The sequence below is a fragment of the Bacteroides timonensis genome (assembly GCF_000513195.1).
In the GTDB taxonomy this organism is placed as follows: domain Bacteria; phylum Bacteroidota; class Bacteroidia; order Bacteroidales; family Bacteroidaceae; genus Bacteroides; species Bacteroides timonensis.
The window spans coordinates 17,211-36,622 of record NZ_CBVI010000055.1 but is presented as its reverse complement, the minus strand read 5'-3'; the positions used below and the strand labels follow the sequence as shown (position 1 = coordinate 36,622).

12 protein-coding genes, 1 pseudogene and 1 CRISPR repeat array are annotated in these 19,412 nt (G+C 43.1%); of the genes and pseudogenes, 7 read left to right on the top strand and 6 right to left on the bottom strand.

The window, feature by feature from the left end; genetic code table 11:
• Positions 1–176: 176 nt before the first annotated feature.
• A pseudogene (locus BN161_RS29160) lies at positions 177–365 on the top strand (cell filamentation protein Fic); the annotation flags it as partial.
• Positions 366–401: 36 nt separating this feature from the next.
• Here BN161_RS29160 and BN161_RS11450 read toward each other — a convergent pair.
• A complete protein-coding gene (locus tag BN161_RS11450) occupies positions 402–803 on the bottom strand; it encodes a hypothetical protein (protein WP_244436473.1) in 402 nt (133 codons plus the stop codon).
• A 484-nt stretch (positions 804–1,287) separates the two neighbouring features.
• Between BN161_RS11450 and BN161_RS11445 the strand changes: the two genes are divergently transcribed.
• From BN161_RS11445 to BN161_RS11425, 5 genes are all read left to right on the top strand, one after another.
• Complete coding sequence (locus BN161_RS11445; RefSeq protein WP_044266173.1) at positions 1,288–2,871, top strand: sulfatase family protein; 1,584 nt, start codon at positions 1,288–1,290, stop codon at positions 2,869–2,871.
• Positions 2,872–3,197: 326 nt separating this feature from the next.
• Positions 3,198–4,046 (top strand): prephenate dehydratase, encoded by an 849-nt coding sequence (locus BN161_RS11440; RefSeq protein WP_044266172.1) that lies wholly within the window; start codon positions 3,198–3,200, stop codon positions 4,044–4,046.
• A complete protein-coding gene (locus BN161_RS11435) occupies positions 4,021–5,202 on the top strand; it encodes a pyridoxal phosphate-dependent aminotransferase (RefSeq protein ID WP_025725911.1) in 1,182 nt (393 codons plus the stop codon). Before BN161_RS11440 ends, BN161_RS11435 begins: the two co-directional genes overlap by 26 nt.
• A gap of 214 nt (positions 5,203–5,416) precedes the next feature.
• The gene (locus BN161_RS11430; RefSeq protein WP_044266170.1) at positions 5,417–6,484 is read left to right on the top strand and encodes a bifunctional 3-deoxy-7-phosphoheptulonate synthase/chorismate mutase type II; all 1,068 of its coding nucleotides are present in this window, start codon (positions 5,417–5,419) and stop codon (positions 6,482–6,484) included.
• A gap of 96 nt (positions 6,485–6,580) precedes the next feature.
• Positions 6,581–7,354, top strand: coding sequence for a prephenate dehydrogenase (locus tag BN161_RS11425; protein WP_044266168.1), 774 nt, complete (start codon positions 6,581–6,583; stop codon positions 7,352–7,354).
• Positions 7,355–7,678: 324 nt separating this feature from the next.
• Positions 7,679–9,491: direct repeats of the CRISPR family, unit length 47 nt; unit sequence GTTGTGATTTGCTTTCAAATTAGTATCTTTGACCCATTGGAAACAAC.
• A gap of 108 nt (positions 9,492–9,599) precedes the next feature.
• Here BN161_RS11425 and cas2 read toward each other — a convergent pair.
• From cas2 to cas9, 4 genes are all read right to left on the bottom strand, one after another.
• A complete protein-coding gene (gene cas2 / locus BN161_RS11420; protein ID WP_044266165.1) occupies positions 9,600–9,932 on the bottom strand; it encodes a CRISPR-associated endonuclease Cas2 in 333 nt (110 codons plus the stop codon).
• A gap of 32 nt (positions 9,933–9,964) precedes the next feature.
• On the bottom strand, positions 9,965–10,897 hold the full coding sequence (gene cas1 / locus BN161_RS11415) for a type II CRISPR-associated endonuclease Cas1 (RefSeq protein WP_044266162.1): 933 nt from the start codon (positions 10,895–10,897) through the stop codon (positions 9,965–9,967).
• A 14-nt stretch (positions 10,898–10,911) separates the two neighbouring features.
• Positions 10,912–11,679, bottom strand: coding sequence for a hypothetical protein (locus BN161_RS11410; protein ID WP_044266160.1), 768 nt, complete (start codon positions 11,677–11,679; stop codon positions 10,912–10,914).
• 83 nt (positions 11,680–11,762) lie between these two features.
• Positions 11,763–16,343: a type II CRISPR RNA-guided endonuclease Cas9 gene (gene cas9 / locus BN161_RS11405; RefSeq protein ID WP_044266157.1), complete on the bottom strand. Its 4,581-nt coding sequence runs from the start codon at positions 16,341–16,343 to the stop codon at positions 11,763–11,765.
• Between the two features lie 201 nt (positions 16,344–16,544).
• On the opposite strand from cas9, the gene dnaG reads away from it, so the two are divergent.
• Positions 16,545–18,629, top strand: coding sequence for a DNA primase (gene dnaG, locus BN161_RS11400; RefSeq protein ID WP_044266154.1), 2,085 nt, complete (start codon positions 16,545–16,547; stop codon positions 18,627–18,629).
• A 189-nt stretch (positions 18,630–18,818) separates the two neighbouring features.
• Here the strand turns inward: dnaG and folE are convergent, their stop codons facing one another.
• The gene (folE, locus tag BN161_RS11395; RefSeq protein WP_044266152.1) at positions 18,819–19,412 is read right to left on the bottom strand and encodes a GTP cyclohydrolase I FolE; all 594 of its coding nucleotides are present in this window, start codon (positions 19,410–19,412) and stop codon (positions 18,819–18,821) included.

Below are 19,412 nucleotides of genomic sequence, written 5' to 3'. Positions count from 1 at the left end.
CCGTTATGAACTAAAGTACATTTGGACATAATTTACATCACAGCTATAAATTTCATCTTTACAAATAGTAGAATTCCAAAGTATCGCTGCTATCTTTACCTTGTCTAAAAAACGGTATATAATATTTGCTATATAAATAACCCAAATTACGATATTATTATATGAAATAGATTTATATGAAGTTTGATGATAAAAATAATATAATCATCTACCAAGATGATAATGGTGTGCCCAAAGTCAATGTACGGTTTGCTGATACCGATGTGTGGCTCACGCAACAACCTCAGGTAGCGACACGCTTCAGGCGTTGGGCAACCGAACGATTACATGAATACATTCAAAAGGTATTTGCAATAGATGATGAATGCAACTTCCTAAAAACAATACTGACTAAAATTGCTTCAGTCCCTCCAATGCCTCACCAACCACACCAAATCTCTTACCGTCTCTTGAATCCTCCACCACAGTACTTTCAGCCTTGGAGGTCGGTGCATTGGCAAATACAGTCTCCACAAACCACTTTCCAGATCGAGAATAAAATACACTTTCCCGCGGCACATCACATACAGAAAATCACCTTTCACAAAGGCACTGAACACGGAATCCAGCGGTAATTTACATCCGCATTTTTCTTCCGGAAAGTCTTTACAGGGAGGTTCCAGCTTGATGCTGGCATAGTCGGAGTCGAGCGTAAAACCATATTTTATACTTAATGGGTAGAGCACTTCCCATATCTCGTGTTTCCTCTGTTCTATCATGCAGTGGATGGCCTCTGTTATCATTTCATCCTTCGGGGTATTCATGTCTTCTTCGGGTTTTAAATATTTAAAATTGCCCTCATCCCCTTTATACAAAAAGAAGTCGGACGTATAGTTCATATTTATCCAAGGAGAGGTACTGGTATACCCACAGAACCAATAAATACGCTTACACGCCCGACCCTTTTTGGTCTGCGTGAAACATCTTTATTGAGGTTCTTGCTTTTGACTTAAATAAAATTACCAGTTTTCTCCTTGTCAAAAATAGCTTCAACACGCCGCATTTCTCTTCGGCTAATGCAAAGATAGATGAATTGCAGGGAATAGCCAAAAGGAAGAATGCTTTTTTATAGGATCAGAAAAAGAATAATACATTAACAGAATTCTTCCCTCGTTTAAATTCATAATAACCACCCTCCATTTGCAACAATATCTCAAACTTTTGAGACAGAACTAATAAAGCCCTTTCCATCGAACAACTAACTTTGTACATAATAACCAAGTAAAATCAAACCCAAAACATCATATCATGAAAAACCTCACCTATCTCGGATTATTATCCGTTCCCTTCTGCCTTGGACAGCATGTGTCCGCGCAAACCGCAGAACAAGCAAAGTCAGCATCCCAGCAAAAGCCGAACATCATTTTCATCCTCGCCGACGACATGGGCTATGGAGACGTCTCCGCCTACAACAAAGACTCGCATATCCAAACCCGCCACATCGACCAGATGACCGCCAACGGCGTAATGTTTACTGATGCTCATTCCTGTTCAGCCGTCAGCACCCCCACCCGCTACGGCATCCTCACAGGACGCTACAACTGGCGTTCCAGCCTCAAAAGCGGTGTACTCTACGGCTACTCCCGCCCTATCATCCCCACCACCCGCAACACCATGGCATCCATGCTGAAAGCGAACGGATATACCACCGCCTGCATCGGCAAATGGCATTTAGGCTGGAACTGGGGCACGAAACCGGGACATGAGAAACCTGACGCCAACGCCCTCAACGACGAAGACGTGGACTACTCTAGACCCATCACCAACGGTCCTGCCGACTTAGGCTTTGACTACTTCTACGGCTTCTGCGGCTCCCTCGACATGGCTCCCTATGTATATATAGAAAACCGCCAGCCCACCACCACGCAAATAGGCACCGTACCTGCAGGAAAGAAACCAGCTTTCTGGCGTGCAGGCGCCATAGGCAACGACTTCAACCACCAGGACTGTCTGCCCAACCTGACCCACCGCGCAGTAGACTACATCAACCGCCATGCGCAAGACGAACGCCCCTTCTTCCTCTATCTGCCCCTGCCCGCCCCTCATACCCCCATCCTGCCCGCCAAAGCCTTCAAAGGAAAAACCGGACTGGGTGATTACGGCGACTTCGTCCTGATGGTGGACGATGTAGTGGGACAAGTGCGCGAAGCCCTGCGACGCAACGGCATAGACTCCAATACCATCGTAGTCTTCACCACCGACAACGGTTGCTCTCCCGCCGGAGGTATCCCCGAGATGGCCGCTAAGGGGCATCATGCCAACTATATCTGGCGAGGCATGAAAGCCGACCTCTTCGACGGCGGTCACCGCGTACCCACCATCGTGGAATGGGCCAACGGTACAGGCCGAGGCAACTGTGCACAAACCGTCTGCCTCAACGACTTCTACGCCTCTTTTGCCGCCCTCAACCATTATACCCTGAAAGATAACGAAGCGGAAGACAGCTACAACATTCTTCCCCTCATCCGGAATCCGCACCACACACCAACCATCCGTGAAGCCACCGTGCACCACTCCATCCGCGGAGAGTTTGCCATCCGTAAAGGAGACTGGAAACTGTTGTGTTCCCCCAGTTCCGGCGGTTGGAGTTACCCCAAACCGGGTGTGGACAAGGAAGCCATTGCCCAGCTCCCACCGATACAACTCTATAATATGAAAGACGATCCCACCGAAAGCAAAAATGTCTATCAGGAGCACCCCGAAATAGTCAGCGAACTGAAAGACCTGTTGCAAAAGTACATCCGCGAAGGCCGTAGCACTCCGGGCAAGGCACAGTCCAACGATGCCGTGAACAAATGGGAGCAAATCAAGGGAATCATGCACGACGATTGACAGATTTCCGGCAAAAAAAGACAGACGGAAGCACTCGTCTGAAAGCTAATTTTGAAGAAGAAATAAAAAAAATATCATTTTTTGCTTGCATATAAGAGAAAAGTATTACTTTTGCCACGAAATTAAAAACAAAAAGAAAACGAAAGTATGAATTTGTTTACTTATACATATTACTTCTTTTTTTACTTTTACTTTAGCCAGAAAGTAGAGCGGGAGTTTGTATGTGTCAAGTGACAGTGATGCTTAAGAACTGAATAGAGAACTAAAGTAATATACTTAATCCCGCTCCATTGTATGGAAGCGGGATTTTTTTTTAAAGAAACAGTATGAAAAGAATAGCCATTCAAGGAACATTAGGGTCGTATCACGACATCGCCGCACACAAGTACTTCGAAGGAGAAGAAATAGAGTTAATCTGTTGCGCTACTTTTGAGGACGTGTTTGCAGCCGTGAAGAAAGACAGCAAGACCATAGGAATGTTGGCGATAGAGAATACCATTGCAGGTAGTCTGTTGCACAACAACGAGTTGCTGCGGCAGAGCGGGACACAAATCATAGGCGAATACAAACTACGCATTTCACACAGCTTTGTCTGCCTGCCCGACGAGGACTGGAACGATCTGACGGAAGTCAACTCCCACCCCATCGCACTGATGCAATGCCGCGAGTTCCTTGCCCAGCACCCGAAAATGAAAGTAGTGGAAGCGGAAGACACCGCCCTCAGCGCCGAAATCATCAAGCGGGAGAACCTGAAAGGACACGCCGCCATCTGTTCCAAGGCCGCTGCCGAGCGTTACGGCATGAAGGTGTTGCAGGAAGGCATCGAAACAAACAAGCACAACTTCACCCGTTTTCTGGTAGTTGCCGACCCTTGGCAGGTGGACGAGATACACCGCCATCCACACCCGGAAACCAACAAGGCAAGCATGGTATTCACACTGCCCCACACGGAAGGGAGCCTCTCGCAAGTACTGTCCATCCTTTCGTTCTACAGCATCAACCTGACCAAGATACAGTCACTGCCCATCATCGGGCGGGAATGGGAATACCAATTTTACGTAGACGTTGTTTTCGACAACCTACTGAGATATAAACAATCCATCGCGGCCATCACACCGCTAACCAAAGAACTTAAAATATTAGGCGAATATGCAGACGGAAAATCAAACATCTAAGATCAAGCCCGCCGACCGGTTGGCCAGCGTGAGCGAATACTACTTCTCCAAGAAGTTGAAAGAGGTGGCACAAATGAATGCCGAAGGAAAAGACGTAATCAGCCTCGGAATCGGCAGCCCCGACATGCCTCCCTCGGAAGCAACTATACAGACCCTGTGTCGCGAAGCACAAAATCCTGACGGACACGGTTATATGCCTTATGTCGGCATCCCCGAACTTCGCCGCAGCTTTGCCGCCTGGTATAAGAAATGGTACGGTGTGGAGCTGAATCCTAATACTGAGATACAACCGCTCATCGGCTCGAAAGAAGGTATCCTGCACGTCACACTGGCCTTCGTCAATCCGGGCGAACAGGTATTGGTTCCCAATCCGGGCTACCCCACTTATACCTCATTGAGCAAGATACTGGGCGCGGAAGTCATCAACTACAACCTGAAAGAGGAAAACGGCTGGATGCCCGACTTCGACGAACTGGAAAAGATGGACATGAGCCGCGTAAAGCTGATGTGGACCAACTATCCGAACATGCCGACCGGAGCTAACGCCACCCCGGAACTTTATGCAAAGCTGGTGGACTTTGCACGACGCAAGGACATCGTGATTGTAAACGATAACCCGTATAGCTTCATCCTGAACGACCACCCCCTCAGTATCCTCAGTGTGCCGGGCGCCAAAGAGTGTTGCATCGAGTTCAACTCCATGAGCAAGAGCCACAATATGCCGGGCTGGCGTATCGGTATGCTGGCAAGCAACGCTGACTTTGTGCAATGGATACTGAAAGTGAAGAGCAACATCGACAGCGGTATGTTCCGCGCCATGCAACTGGCTGCCGCCAACGCTCTGGAAGCCGAACAGGAATGGTACGACGGAAACAATAAGAATTACCGCAACCGCCGCCATCTGGCCGGAGAAATCATGCATGCACTGGGATGTACGTACGACGAAAAACAGGTGGGCATGTTCCTCTGGGGAAAAATTCCCGATAGCTGTGCCGACGTGGAAGAACTGACCGAAAAGGTGTTGCACAACGCACGCGTGTTCATCACGCCGGGATTTATCTTCGGAAGTAACGGAAAACGGTATATCCGCATCTCGCTTTGCTGCAAAGACCATAAATTGGAAGAGGCATTGAAGCGTATCAGGGAAATGAAGTAATATATTTACAAAAAGCATTCCTATAACACAAGCCACTCACCATTTAAAAAAACGTGCCCGACGTTTTTAAAGAATAAGGGCAACGTTTTTAAAAGACGAGGCCTATATTTATTAACACGTTCGAAAGGCTTTATCGACGGGGGTTGCAGAGGGGCCAGAAGACACAGAGAAATATCTATACAATAAAAATATAATTGAACAAAAATAAAAGAATATGGAACTTGAATTAGAATCGATTTTGCTGCCGGGCATTGAGGACAAACGTCCCATGGTAATTGCAGGTCCTTGCAGCGCCGAGACAGAAGAACAAGTAATGTGCACCGCCAAGCAACTGGCCGAAAAGGGAATGAAGATATTCCGTGCAGGAATCTGGAAACCGCGTACCAAACCGGGTGGTTTCGAAGGTGTAGGCGTAGACGGTCTGGCATGGCTGAAGGAGGTGAAGAAAGAAACCGGAATGTACGTTTCTACCGAAGTAGCCACCTCGAAGCATGTATACGAGTGTCTGAAAGCAGGTATCGATATCCTTTGGATTGGCGCACGCACCACTGCCAACCCGTTTGCCATGCAGGAAATTGCCGATGCACTGAAAGGTGTGGATATTCCTGTGTTTGTGAAGAACCCGGTAAACCCGGATCTGGAACTTTGGATCGGCGCCCTGGAACGTATCAACAATGCCGGTCTGAAACGTCTGGCAGCCATCCATCGCGGTTTCAGCAGTTACGACAAGAAGTTGTACCGCAATCTGCCGCAATGGCATATCCCCATCGAGTTGCGTCGTCGCATCCCGAACCTGCCGATCATCTGCGATCCCAGCCACATCGGTGGTAAGCGCGAACTCATCGCACCGCTTTGCCAACAGGCTATGGACCTCGGTTTCAACGGTCTGATTATCGAAAGCCATTGCAACCCCGACTGTGCATGGAGCGATGCTTCGCAGCAAGTGACTCCGGACGTACTGGATTACATCTTGAACCTGCTCGTCATCCGTAAAGAGACCCAGACCACAGAAAACCTCAGCGAACTGCGCAAGCAGATTGACGAGTGCGACAACAACCTGATGCAAGAACTTGCCAAGCGTATGCGTGTGGCACGTGAAATCGGTACGTTCAAGAAAGAGCACGATATGACGATTCTGCAAACGGGACGTTATAATGAAATTCTGGATAAACGCGGTTCACAAGGTGTGCTTCTGGGCGTGGATTCGGACTTCATCAAAAAAGTGTTCGAGCTGATACACGAGGAGAGTGTGAGGCAACAAATGGAAATAATTAATAAGTGACAAGCTACAAGCTACGGGCTACAAGTAGCTGCGTTATCATACCGCAGGATACTTGTAGCTCGTAGCTCGTAACTTGTAGCTAATAACATTAGATTTATGCGTATTTTAATACTCGGAGCCGGCAAGATGGGCTCTTTCTTTACAGATATTCTAAGTTTCCAACATGAAACGGCAGTGTTCGACGTGAATCCGCACCAGTTGCGTTTTGTCTACAACACGTATCGTTTCACCACGCTGGAAGAGATAAAGGAATTCGAACCGGAGTTGGTAATCAATGCCGCCACGGTGAGATATACGCTGGACGCATTCCGCAAAGTGCTGCCTGTGCTGCCCAAGGATTGTATCATCAGTGATATCGCCTCGGTGAAGACGGGCTTGAAGAAATTCTATGAGGAAAGTGGTTTCCGTTATGTATCGTCGCATCCGATGTTTGGCCCTACGTTTGCCAGCCTTAGCAATCTGAGCAGCGAGAATGCTATCATCATCAGTGAAGGTGACCATCTGGGAAAAATTTTCTTCAAGGACCTTTACCAGACGCTCCGCCTCAATATCTTCGAATATACTTTCGACGAGCATGATGAAACGGTAGCTTATTCTCTGTCTATTCCTTTTGTCTCTACGTTTGTTTTTGCAGCGGTGATGAAGCATCAGGAGGCCCCGGGTACTACGTTCAAGAAGCACATGGCTATTGCTAAGGGCTTGCTGAGTGAGGATGATTACTTGCTTCAGGAAATTCTTTTTAATCCGCGCACGCCCTCGCAAGTGGAAAATATTCGTCTGGAACTGAAAAATTTATTGGAAATTATCAGTACGAAGGATGCGGAAGGGATGAAGCAATATCTGACGAAGATTAGGGAAAAGATAAAATAGACAGGTGGGATTAAGGGATTGAAGAGAGGAGAGGTACGGAAAAGGAAGTGGGGCTTCTCTCTTCAATTTGTTAATAAAGAGAGGGGATGATATTTAGGATATTGGGGGAGCATACTTATTTCTAAAATTATTAAAAATGGTTGAATCTTGGTAGGAATGATATGCAATTCTGTTATGATTTGTTCTTACCCTAGTATTTTTGAACCATAAGAAAACAGCGTTGTAATAGTATTTCCCCAATACATCAATATTGTGACTTATTTTCATTTTAGTATCTTTGAACCATTGGAAACAACATCATAACCTCAAATGATTTACGTCCCAATTGTGATTTGCTTTCAAATTAGTATCTTTGACCCATTGGAAACAACATCTTCCACTCGACTTACCTATAAGGCAAAGTTGTGATTTGCTTTCAAATTAGTATCTTTGACCCATTGGAAACAACATACGGATTTGATGGCAGCACCGTGATTGAGTTGTGATTTGCTTTCAAATTAGTATCTTTGACCCATTGGAAACAACGTTGCGACTTGAAGATGTATCGACGGATAGGTTGTGATTTGCTTTCAAATTAGTATCTTTGACCCATTGGAAACAACAGCAGTCTTGCTAACATCGTGCGCTTGTATGTTGTGATTTGCTTTCAAATTAGTATCTTTGACCCATTGGAAACAACTGTTACGGTCTCTTCTGAGACTCAAGTTCTGTTGTGATTTGCTTTCAAATTAGTATCTTTGACCCATTGGAAACAACCGTATTTTCCGCCACTTTGTGCGCCGCCCCGTTGTGATTTGCTTTCAAATTAGTATCTTTGACCCATTGGAAACAACCTGACGGTTATGTGAACTATTCGATAGGTGGTTGTGATTTGCTTTCAAATTAGTATCTTTGACCCATTGGAAACAACGGCAGAAAAACAATCCATACGCACCGTTCGTTGTGATTTGCTTTCAAATTAGTATCTTTGACCCATTGGAAACAACCTCTACATTCAAACGCTATTGCGGAAGTATGTTGTGATTTGCTTTCAAATTAGTATCTTTGACCCATTGGAAACAACTATCTGACTTGTGGCTCCTTTGTATGGGCTGTTGTGATTTGCTTTCAAATTAGTATCTTTGACCCATTGGAAACAACTAAACATTCTACATTGTCCCAGGTTCCAACGTTGTGATTTGCTTTCAAATTAGTATCTTTGACCCATTGGAAACAACTGATAATTGTACCCGTCTTCCGGATCGAACGTTGTGATTTGCTTTCAAATTAGTATCTTTGACCCATTGGAAACAACACCAACACCGGATACCGGTCAGCTGCCACGTTGTGATTTGCTTTCAAATTAGTATCTTTGACCCATTGGAAACAACCCTTGTTTGTCTTTTAAAAACCCACCGTCGGTTGTGATTTGCTTTCAAATTAGTATCTTTGACCCATTGGAAACAACGTGGATATTCAATTGGAACAACGGTAACACGTTGTGATTTGCTTTCAAATTAGTATCTTTGACCCATTGGAAACAACGAGTTGATAAACAAGACGCGCGGCGACTTGGTTGTGATTTGCTTTCAAATTAGTATCTTTGACCCATTGGAAACAACCCTTTGAAAGTGAACCTATTAATGCTATAGTTGTGATTTGCTTTCAAATTAGTATCTTTGACCCATTGGAAACAACTCAAATCCCCTTTAATAAGGACGTCTACTTGTTGTGATTTGCTTTCAAATTAGTATCTTTGACCCATTGGAAACAACTTTCGTACCTTAGTGGGACACTAGAGCGGGGTTGTGATTTGCTTTCAAATTAGTATCTTTGACCCATTGGAAACAACACCGGAAGAAACTTACTATAAACGACCTCGTTGTGATTTGCTTTCAAATTAGTATCTTTGACCCATTGGAAACAACTGATGATTCGGACGGTATGCAGGACTATTAGTTGTGATTTGCTTTCAAATTAGTATCTTTGACCCATTGGAAACAACTATCTCGCTGCGGCAGAAGTTGCCTTGTTTGTTGTGATTTGCTTTCAAATTAGTATCTTTGACCCATTGGAAACAACTAATAAAAAGAGTGTCTGTTATCAGGGCAGTTGTGATTTGCTTTCAAATTAGTATCTTTGACCCATTGGAAACAACAGATTATTCATTATTGACTGTATTCCAATCATTTACAAATCGAATTAAGATTAAAAAATGAGATTGTTTCCGTAAGAGAAATCCCGCCAATAGGCGGGATTTCCTCTTTCAGAACAGTTCCAACTGCTGACCCGGTGTATTTACAGACTGCAATTTCTTGCCATGAAAAAGCTCTATATTGCCAAATTGCTTGTCCGTAATGCACATAATTCCGACTTGCCCATATTCAGGCAAGAAAGATTTAACTCTTTTTATATGCACTTCCGCATTTTCACTACTGGCACAATGGCGTACGTATATAGAAAACTGAAACATCGTGAATCCATCTTTCTGCAAATTCTTCCTGAAATCACTATAAGCCTTCTTGTCTCTTTTAGTGTCAGTTGGCAAGTCAAACAATACAAGTACCCACATAATACGATATTCACTGAACCTTTCCATGACAGGACGACAATTAGTATTTCATAAGATCGTCATTCAAAACTCGGATATATTATTCTCCGGATTTCTCCGTCAAAACACTTATAGAGTGATGCAGTAGTCTGTCCCACTGCCACCATCAACGGACTGCGCTTCCCTGTAATCACCACATCCAACACAGGAACAGAGAGCAGTTTTGCTTTCAATTCCTTGGTCAGTTCCGTATAGTCTTGCCCGCTCTTTACAATACCATATACCAGCTCATCCACATAAGGACGATATGGTTCCATGATATCGTCTGCCAGACAATAAGCATTATAACGATTATGGTGATGTATTCCAAGTGTTGGCAGCAAACCACTCGCCACTAATCCCCGCGCCACAACAGCCCGCAAAATAGCATACCCATAATTCAATAGATTGTTGGGAGGAGTGCCTTCCCTATCCCTTGTAAATTCCTTTATGTCAAACAGATTCTTCCAATAATACGCTGCTGCACGAGCCTCCAAATTATCGGAATCGCCACTTTTCACATCGGCAGCCCACACCTTCATACATTTCGATTCTTCTCCCCTGCACCTTTTCAATACAGCCGCCTGATTTTCAATCTTCGCTTTAATCGTTTGCTGCCATAACTGCTTCACCAAAGGCACAGACGCACCCAATTGCCGGCGGAAACGTTCATTCTGTGTCGTATTACCATACAAAGGCAACATCAACCCAACCGGCATACTTCGGCTGTCACAGGTAATTACGGCACAATTATTCTCAAGCAATGCCTCCAGGACACCAGATGTGACAGTGATTTGCTTGTTATCAAGCACCACCACTCCGATGTCTTCTATCGGTTTTGTCACTTCCGCCTGTTTCTTAAAGTGCTCAGGTACAGAATCACTATTCGTCACTTCCGGTAACTTGATAACCAGTTGTTCATTCTTCAAGGACAAATACGCCGGATTCCCAAAGTAAAGCGTTTTCTTTATCATTCCACTATTCTGTTTTAATTCCTTTCCGTATCAATGCATCCTCCCTCATAGGCGCAAACTCCCATTCTTGGAGAATTAACTATCGGCATTGCCGCATAATCAGCAAAATCCTCACATTCTTTAGCATGTTTCTTGGCACACTTACCACAAAACATAGATTCTTCATTTCCCACACAAACCGTACATATCAAAGTCGCTTTTGCCTTTCCGCATTTTTCACAAAGCCATCCTATCGGTTCATTACGTGAAAGCAACACGATTTTATCATCAGCTTTTACAGAATATTCCGCAACAATTTCCACGATCAACTCCGTAGAACTTCCAAAATCATACTCATATTCCAATTTCAGCCCCTTACAAAACACATTCTTCACTTTACGATCCATCGGTATCTCACCTGCACAATTTTCCATAAGTTTCTCATATTCCTTCACCCTACCCTGCTCCATCAATGCCATTGCCTCAAAATAATCCCAACCGCCACTCATACGTTTCTTCGGATTACGAAAAGCACTTAAATGTCCGCAACATTCAAGCCAGATGTCCCGTAGAAAGGCATCAATATCTTTCATTTTTGTTTCACCGTCCACCCAAAGTGAAAGGAAATAGGGAGCCCTCCCCCAGCTTGGATTTTGTTCAATTTTCACCAAGAAAGAATGTCCGGGGTGTCCATTGACTTCTTTTTCTTCCAAATGCTTAATCAGATGACGGTTAATTCCCGCCTTAGCAAACATTTTTCCACAATACAGGCACTTGCCTTCCGATTTTAAATTCTGTTCCATGCTAATTTTATTTTAATTTATTGATATTGATATATGTCCGACTCACTCCTATTTTTTTTGAATGGTATAGTTAGTGTTTTTATTCATAAACCGGATATTTCTTTAATACTTCCTAAGCGGTCTATTTTCAATTTAAGACAAATGTCCTTAATCATATCACCATTTATACTTTTTTGATTTTTAGAACCTTGACTACCTATTCCTATTTCATTCTGAATAGAATACTCAATACCTATTTTCTTTTGTTTGTCCTTATTGCAATTAAATAAAACTTCAGCGATAGACATAGGTATAAAATTAGCTCTAGTATCACTTGAATCTGTGAATCTATAAATTCTGTTAGGCTTTATATCATTAACGCTTATATTTATATCACCAAGTTGTTCTGCTGTTGGAACATAAACTAAATCATTAGGCGACAAATAGAACACAAACATACCTCTGTCATTTTTGATAGGAATTACAGGAATCTTCTGTTGTTCTTCTTTTGATAATGTGCCACGCCATTTTTGATGTTCAATCACCTCATTTAATGGTATGGTTTCATAATTTCGTTTACCATCTTTCTCATAAACAACAAAAAAAAGATTTGTCCCAGCCTCTGCCACAACATACTTATCTTTCTTATTTCCCATTGTTCCAATCTGAAATTTATTACCTAAAGCTTGATATATCCTTACTTTAAGTATAGGTTGATGAAACTTTCCCCCATTAAGTTGAACTATGTTTTTGTTCATCTCTTCAATGCCTTCAGGAGAGAATGCGATTTCAGTCTTGTCCCCCTTTGCCTTTAAATGATTAATCAATATCTTTTGTATTCCGGTATCTGTTACAGATTCCCGAATAAACTTCTCAGTGAAAGAAGTATCTACATTCTTTCGTACAGCCGCATTCTCTTCATCAAAGTAATACACATCTACCTTTGATATATCTACTCCTCCAAACTGATTCCCCCGAGCTTTGAAATATCTGCAAATTTCATCGGGATTGAATCTATGATATTGACAAACAAGCCGTTCTATTTCTTGTTTTAGACCTTTATCCACTATCTTTTTCCAATCTTTCAAAGCGTCACTCAAACGTACCTTTTTTATTTTACGAAGTGATACTTTGGCAAACACAGTTTCTTTGTGCAAGGGTTTACGAATAGCCCAATTAATTCCTTTTTGTTTTACGTTCACCTTTTCACCGTCTTCATACTTCTCATATATATTAGTGGCTTTATTGATTATACGCAGATTCTGCTTAAAACTTACAACAATTTTTCCCAATTCATTGCGGGCATCAACAGTGAAACTATCCCATGGTTTCTTAAACTCCTTCGGAATATCCTTTGTCACTTGCTCTTTTGTGTGTGGGTCGGTATATGTCACCCGCTCAAAGAGTCGTAATTTCCGTTGCAAATCATATCGAATTGTATCCGTATTCGCATGCTTGTTATTCAGCAGATTGATATGGTCACGAGTAGCACAAGCTATCACCAAAGCATCCATTGCATGATGCCGGTGGTCGATACGCTTCTTCTGAAACCCTTTCGATAAATCTAACGGGACAGTAGGCAAATATTTCTGATATTGTTCATTCCAACTGGTGAATGCAGTAGTGCCTGTCAGCTTATTCATTCGCACAAAACGAGGAAGAATCAAGTCATTCCAAACATCATTCAAGCCCCAGTCTTGTTTCAATATAGTGGTAATTTTACCATTTCCGGGCAATACATTTTTTGAATTTACCCCATCGTCGCCTTTCTCTGCACGAACGAGGTTCGACAAAAGAGGAAAAACAAACTTACTGATATAACGTGTATCATTCATTTGCCGTTCTATCATTTTTTCAGGAATTTCTTCCAATAGAAGTTTTGCTCTCTTTGAATGATTATGGGCATAATGCCGTTTTACGAAATCTTGATATTCTCCTTCATCAAAGATAGTTGCTTTTTGCCCGAAACCTATTTCCACTATCTGCCCATGATAGTTTTTTATAAACTCAAATCCCAAGTACTTATCTTTTAGCTTATTTACAGCAGCCTCACAAATTACTTTGTTACTGAGGCTATCATCATAGTAACGAGATTTGGGAATGATATGCTCAATCTGATATTCTTCGGTAAACAGTTTGCCGAGCGGAATGACCTTACCAGTGTATGGAGAACGGTATTTCTGCTCCAGCCACAGCCTATAACGTTGCAATTCCGCCGCTGTGGGTTGTGCAGTCTTACTTATTTTCCGGATGTCTTCATCAATTTCTATACCGGAATTAATCACCCCTTCTTCATATATTTTCAGAATATCTTGTTGCATGGGTGAATAAGGACGAACATTCTCAATCTCCAATTTACCATCAGCATTATTTTTCAGCTCCATCAGCAGAGCTTTAATTCTCAGGTTCGTGTTTTCGTTTTCAACTATAACATTAGTAAGCCTTTTCCTTTCATCAGCAGTGTTCTTCATATCACGCCCCAGCTCAACATGAATTTCACTGAAGAAATCTTCCGCACCCCGTCCGTATTGTTTCCAAATATCCCTGACCACCCGTAAGGTTTCCGTAATAACTTGTTCCACAATCGGGTTGCGTAAAGAGTGCTGTTTAAAATCATCCAGATATTTCTCCAAATCAGCAACCGAACGCCATTTCCCTGCAATGTCAGCTTCCGAATGTCTTCCATAAACAACGTACTGAGTCAACCACAACTGCAATCCCTGGAAATCGTTTTCATTGGTTAGATTAACAACCTTTTCACGAACTATATCCTTAATGCCTTCATCATACTCACCTGTAATTATTTTAGATATTCTATTTTGAGTATTGTCATCAATATCATTCCACTTCCAATATTTCCCCAAACGCATCAGAGGCAGCAGTTTCTTTATCGCTTTTTCAGAGAACGCCCCATATTCACATTTAAAGGGTGGGAACTTTTTGAAACTATCCACGAAAGAAACAACATCCAAGCCATTCTTTTTTGCAAAAGTTTTTAATGCTTTCTCAAATTCATTTTTATCGGTAACGGAATAAATGATATGCCAGAGCTTTTGTTCCATCTCTTTGGTAAGGAAATCATCGGAAATATTTTCCACTTTAGCCAAACGTGTGGAAATCATTACTCCTGTCTCGTTGCAGGGATATGCCTTGTCCTCAACATAGTTCCATCGATATGTATCCGTCTTTACTTGCTTTTTCAAACCCTTTGCTTTTATCAAATAGTCAAGCAACGGCTTCTGTTCAACATCTCTTCTATCATTCAGAAAATCAAACAGTTGTTCTTTGTCCTCAACGCCTGTTATGAATTGTGCAGTGACATCCTCACCATCTTCTTTCCGATAAATCCTCAGATTATACAACCACTGCCATATACGAAATTCCTGATAAAGCGGATTGGATTTTGATGCGGCTTTCAGATGCTCTTTGATTTCATTACCATCCTTATCTTTATAGGTTTGAAATTCAAGTGCACAATCACTTATCGAAGACTTCTGGCTGCGCAGTGGTCTCTGATAAAACAGAATATCATTCAAAAGCAAATGAACGAAGTCTCTTTTACTCAAAATAAGTTGATAAGTTTCATTATTGCGATATAACTCCCTAATACAATCGTTGTACAAGTCCTCATTCCCCAATTCAGAGTGAAACTCTTTTTGTTTCTCAAGAATTTGCCTCAACTCATCCTTGTAGAATTTGCGTTCGACGGTCCGTACCAACTTTCCACGAACTTTTTGCATCGGATTCTGTAGTAACGTCTCATAGATATAGGCACCCACTGTTTTACGAGACTTTTCTATATCTTTCTCTGTCTTCTTTTTCAATAATGTCCAATCATTCTCGCTTGGTGCTCGGAAAGAGCGTTTTTCTATTCCTTCCTTATCTTTTTTCACCGTCCCGTCATCATTCAGATCGGTTGTGACAATAAAATCACGTGTCTTATCTTTCCAGTCAAAGAGCGGTATTCTGCTGGAACGACGATAAACCCATCCGTTTTCCAAATGCAAAGAATACCATGTCTCGCCCTTACTGTTCGATCTATCATCGGCTACGACATCGGCTATTTTCAATGAATAATATTCTACCGATTTGTTAGAATTTTCTTCCTCTTCTTCCCCTCTCAGTTGGTAATATCCCCGCTTCTGATTGAAATTTAATAAAATCCAAGCCAACTCTTCTTTCTCTATCTTTTGGGAAAGTGCTTTCTTACGCAGATAATAAATAGTCCAATCGTAGGGAATTTTTTTATCCCCCGCAACCACTCCATTATTCTTAAACTCTTCTATCATCTCATTGAAAGATTGCTGGAAGATAAACTCGAACTTCCCATCATCATTTTGCCTCCAAGCCAATTTTGGTTCTTTTTCATCAAGAAATTGTCCTAACCGCTTTTCAAAATCTATCTGAAAAGCATAATGTTCGGGTAAAAACGCCATTACATTCAAAACGCGAAGCAAACGCTCGCGACGCAATAATGTTCTTTCGCGCAGTCGGCGTACGCCACGATAAGCTGTCCGTACCGCCGTTTGTGTTTCCAATGGATTTCCCCCACTGAACGTATCCAACACGTCTTGCGTCATCGGAATAATCCGGCTACCCATCCCTAATATCCTATTTTCTTCACCGTCTATAAGTGCCCAACCTATACTGTTGGTTCCCAAATCCAAACCCAAAATCTTCTTCATACCGCTCTTTTCTTTATAATTTTACACAAAACTACAGTTTTTTTCCATATATCCTAATGATTATTAAAGAAAAACACATATCTTTGCCTCACTAGTTTGAAGCAAATCACAATAAGGATTATTCCGTTGTGAAAACATTAGGTTCCCTCGTCCTCAACGGGGGATTTTTTTTATCTTTGCATTCGCAAAAACAATTATCCAATGATAGACCAACCTACCATAGACAGAATTCTGGATGCCGCACAGATTGTAGACATTGTATCGGACTTCGTTACGTTGCGTAAGCGAGGTGTGAATTATGTAGGCTTGTGTCCGTTCCATGATGACAAGACGCCATCTTTCTACGTGTCGCCTTCCAAAGGGTTGTGCAAATGCTTTTCCTGCGGTAAGGGTGGTAATGCGGTGCACTTCATTATGGAGCACGAGCAGATGAGCTACCCCGAAGCCCTGAAATATCTGGCAAAGAAATACGGTATCGAAATCAAGGAGCGAGAACTGTCCAGCGAAGAGAAGCTGATGCAGAGCGAACGTGAAAGTCTGTTCATCGTGAATAACTTTGCACGTGATTACTTCCAAAATATACTTAAAAACCATGTGGACGGACGTAGCATTGGTATGGCATACTTCCGCAATCGTGGTTTCCGGGATGATATCATCGAAAAGTTCCAGTTAGGCTATTGCACCGAAAGTCACGACGCCATGGCTCAGGAAGCCATCAAGAAGGGATTCAAGAAAGAATATCTTGTCAAGACAGGGCTTTGCTACGAAACGGACGATCACCGCTTGCGTGACCGCTTTTGGGGACGCGTTATTTTTCCGGTACACACACTTTCCGGTAAGGTAGTCGCTTTCGGCGGGCGCGTGCTTAGCAGTGCGACGAAGGGAGTCAAAGTTAAATATGTCAATTCTCCCGAATCGGAAATCTATCATAAGAGTAATGAGCTGTATGGCATTTATTTTGCCAAACAGGCGATTGTAAAACAAGACCGTTGCTTCCTGGTGGAAGGATACACGGACGTTATTTCCATGCACCAGTCAGGCGTGGAGAATGTGGTAGCTTCTTCGGGAACGGCACTGACTCCGGGGCAAATAAAACTCATTCACCGCTTCACCAATAATATTACGGTACTCTATGACGGTGACGTGGCGGGTATCAAGGCTTCTCTCCGCGGTATCGACATGCTGCTGGAAGAAGGAATGAATATCAAAGTTTGCCTGCTTCCCGACGGGGAAGACCCGGACTCCTTCGCCCGCAAGCACAACGCTACGGAATTCCAGAAATTCATACAAGATAATGAAACAGACTTTATACGTTTCAAAACCAATCTTCTGCTGGAAGATGCAGGAAAAGATCCCATCAAGCGTGCGGAGTTAATCAGCAATCTTGTACAAAGTATATCTATTATCCCGGAGGCAATTGTCCGCGACGTATATATTAAAGAATGCAGCCAGTTGCTTCGCGTAGAAGACAAGCTGCTGGTTTCGGAAGTTGCCAAACGACGCGAAACTCAGGCTGAGAAGCAGGCGGAACAAAGAAACCGGGAAACAAGGAAGAACAATGCTGCCCGCGACGCTGCACAAGCACCGCTCCCCGACGGCATGCAACCTCCCTACCCTGAAGACATGCCTCCTTATCCCATGAATGGAGAAATGCCTGACGGCGGTGCACCGCTTCCACCGGAAGCTGCCGAATACGTATCTTATATCCCGCAGGAAGGAAAAGAAGGACAGGAATTCTACAAATACGAGCGCCTTATCCTGCAAATGGTAGTACGCTACGGAGAGAAAGTATTGTGCAACGTTCCCGATGAGGAAGGGAAAGAAATTCCCGTCACAGTAACGGAATACGTAGTCAATGACTTGAAAGAGGACGAACTGGCCTTCCATAATCCTTTACATAGAAAGATACTGACGGAAGCAGCAGAACATATACACAGTGAAGGATTCACCGCAGAACGGTATTTCCTGGCGCATCCTGATTCTACTATCAGTAAGCTAAGCACAGAGTTGATTGCCGACCGCTACCAACTGAGCAAGTATCATTCCAAAGCCCAAAGATTGGTGACCGATGAGGAACGCCTATTCGAATTGGTGCCTACGCTCATGATTAATTTCAAGTTCGCCATCATCAGTGAAGAAATAAAACACATGATGTATGCCTTGCAAGACCCTGCAGTAGCCAATGATGAAGAACAATGTACCTCTATCATGAAACGCTACTCAGAACTGCGTGAGATCAAAAGTATTATGGCCAAACGATTGGGAGACAGAGTTGTACTCGGTTAAATCACCTTACGCTTAATGAGAACGACAGTTCCTCATACAGGAACGACAGTTCCCCCTAATGGGAACGGCAGTTTCCTCTAATGGGAACTACAGTTTCCCCTAATGGAAACGCGCGTTTCCTTTAATGGTAACGACAGTCCCCCTTCATGGGAACTGCAGTTTCCTTTCATGAAATAACGTACGGGATTGTTATGTGAATGAATTCTGACGAATGAGGTTCATAAACTCTTCACGAGTCTTTGCCTGATTGAAAGCACCTGTAAAATCGGAAGTGGTCGTTATGGAATTCTGTTTTTCAACCCCACGCATCTGCATACACATGTGCTTGGCTTCCACAACCACCATTACGCCCAGAGGATTCAGTGTTTCCTGGATGCATTCTTTAATCTGAAGCGTCATGCGTTCCTGCACCTGAAGGCGATGGGAGAAGATATCCACTACGCGGGCAATCTTGCTCAGCCCTGTAATGTAACCGTTGGGGATATAAGCCACGTGCGCTTTTCCGTAGAACGGAAGCATGTGGTGTTCGCAAAGTGAGAAGAAATCAATGTCTTTCACAATCACCATCTGACTGTATTCTTCCTTGAACTTGGCAGAGCGGAGCACTTCGTGCGGGTCCATGAAATAGCCTTTTGTCAAATTCAGCATAGCCTTCGCTACGCGGTCGGGGGTTTTCAGTAGTCCTTCGCGGTCGGCATCCTCGCCCAATAAAGTGATAATACGCTGATAGTGTTCTTTCAGTTCGTCCAGTGCAGGAGATACGATTTCTTCTTTTCCTAACAT

What these genes read in the sequence shown, in the direction of transcription:
- BN161_RS11410 (WP_044266160.1), bottom strand. Translation starts at nt 11,679, where the DNA reads ATGGAACAGAATTTAAAATCGGAAGGCAAGTGCCTGTATTGTGGAAAA.
- BN161_RS11425 (WP_044266168.1), top strand. Translation starts at nt 6,581, where the DNA reads ATGCGTATTTTAATACTCGGAGCCGGCAAGATGGGCTCTTTCTTTACA.
- folE (WP_044266152.1), bottom strand. Translation starts at nt 19,412, where the DNA reads ATGTTAGGAAAAGAAGAAATCGTATCTCCTGCACTGGACGAACTGAAA.
- BN161_RS11450 (WP_244436473.1), bottom strand. Translation starts at nt 803, where the DNA reads ATGAATACCCCGAAGGATGAAATGATAACAGAGGCCATCCACTGCATG.
- BN161_RS11430 (WP_044266170.1), top strand. Translation starts at nt 5,417, where the DNA reads ATGGAACTTGAATTAGAATCGATTTTGCTGCCGGGCATTGAGGACAAA.
- cas2 (WP_044266165.1), bottom strand. Translation starts at nt 9,932, where the DNA reads ATGGAAAGGTTCAGTGAATATCGTATTATGTGGGTACTTGTATTGTTT.
- cas1 (WP_044266162.1), bottom strand. Translation starts at nt 10,897, where the DNA reads ATGATAAAGAAAACGCTTTACTTTGGGAATCCGGCGTATTTGTCCTTG.
- BN161_RS11435 (WP_025725911.1), top strand. Translation starts at nt 4,021, where the DNA reads ATGCAGACGGAAAATCAAACATCTAAGATCAAGCCCGCCGACCGGTTG.
- BN161_RS11440 (WP_044266172.1), top strand. Translation starts at nt 3,198, where the DNA reads ATGAAAAGAATAGCCATTCAAGGAACATTAGGGTCGTATCACGACATC.
- cas9 (WP_044266157.1), bottom strand. Translation starts at nt 16,343, where the DNA reads ATGAAGAAGATTTTGGGTTTGGATTTGGGAACCAACAGTATAGGTTGG.
- BN161_RS11445 (WP_044266173.1), top strand. Translation starts at nt 1,288, where the DNA reads ATGAAAAACCTCACCTATCTCGGATTATTATCCGTTCCCTTCTGCCTT.
- dnaG (WP_044266154.1), top strand. Translation starts at nt 16,545, where the DNA reads ATGATAGACCAACCTACCATAGACAGAATTCTGGATGCCGCACAGATT.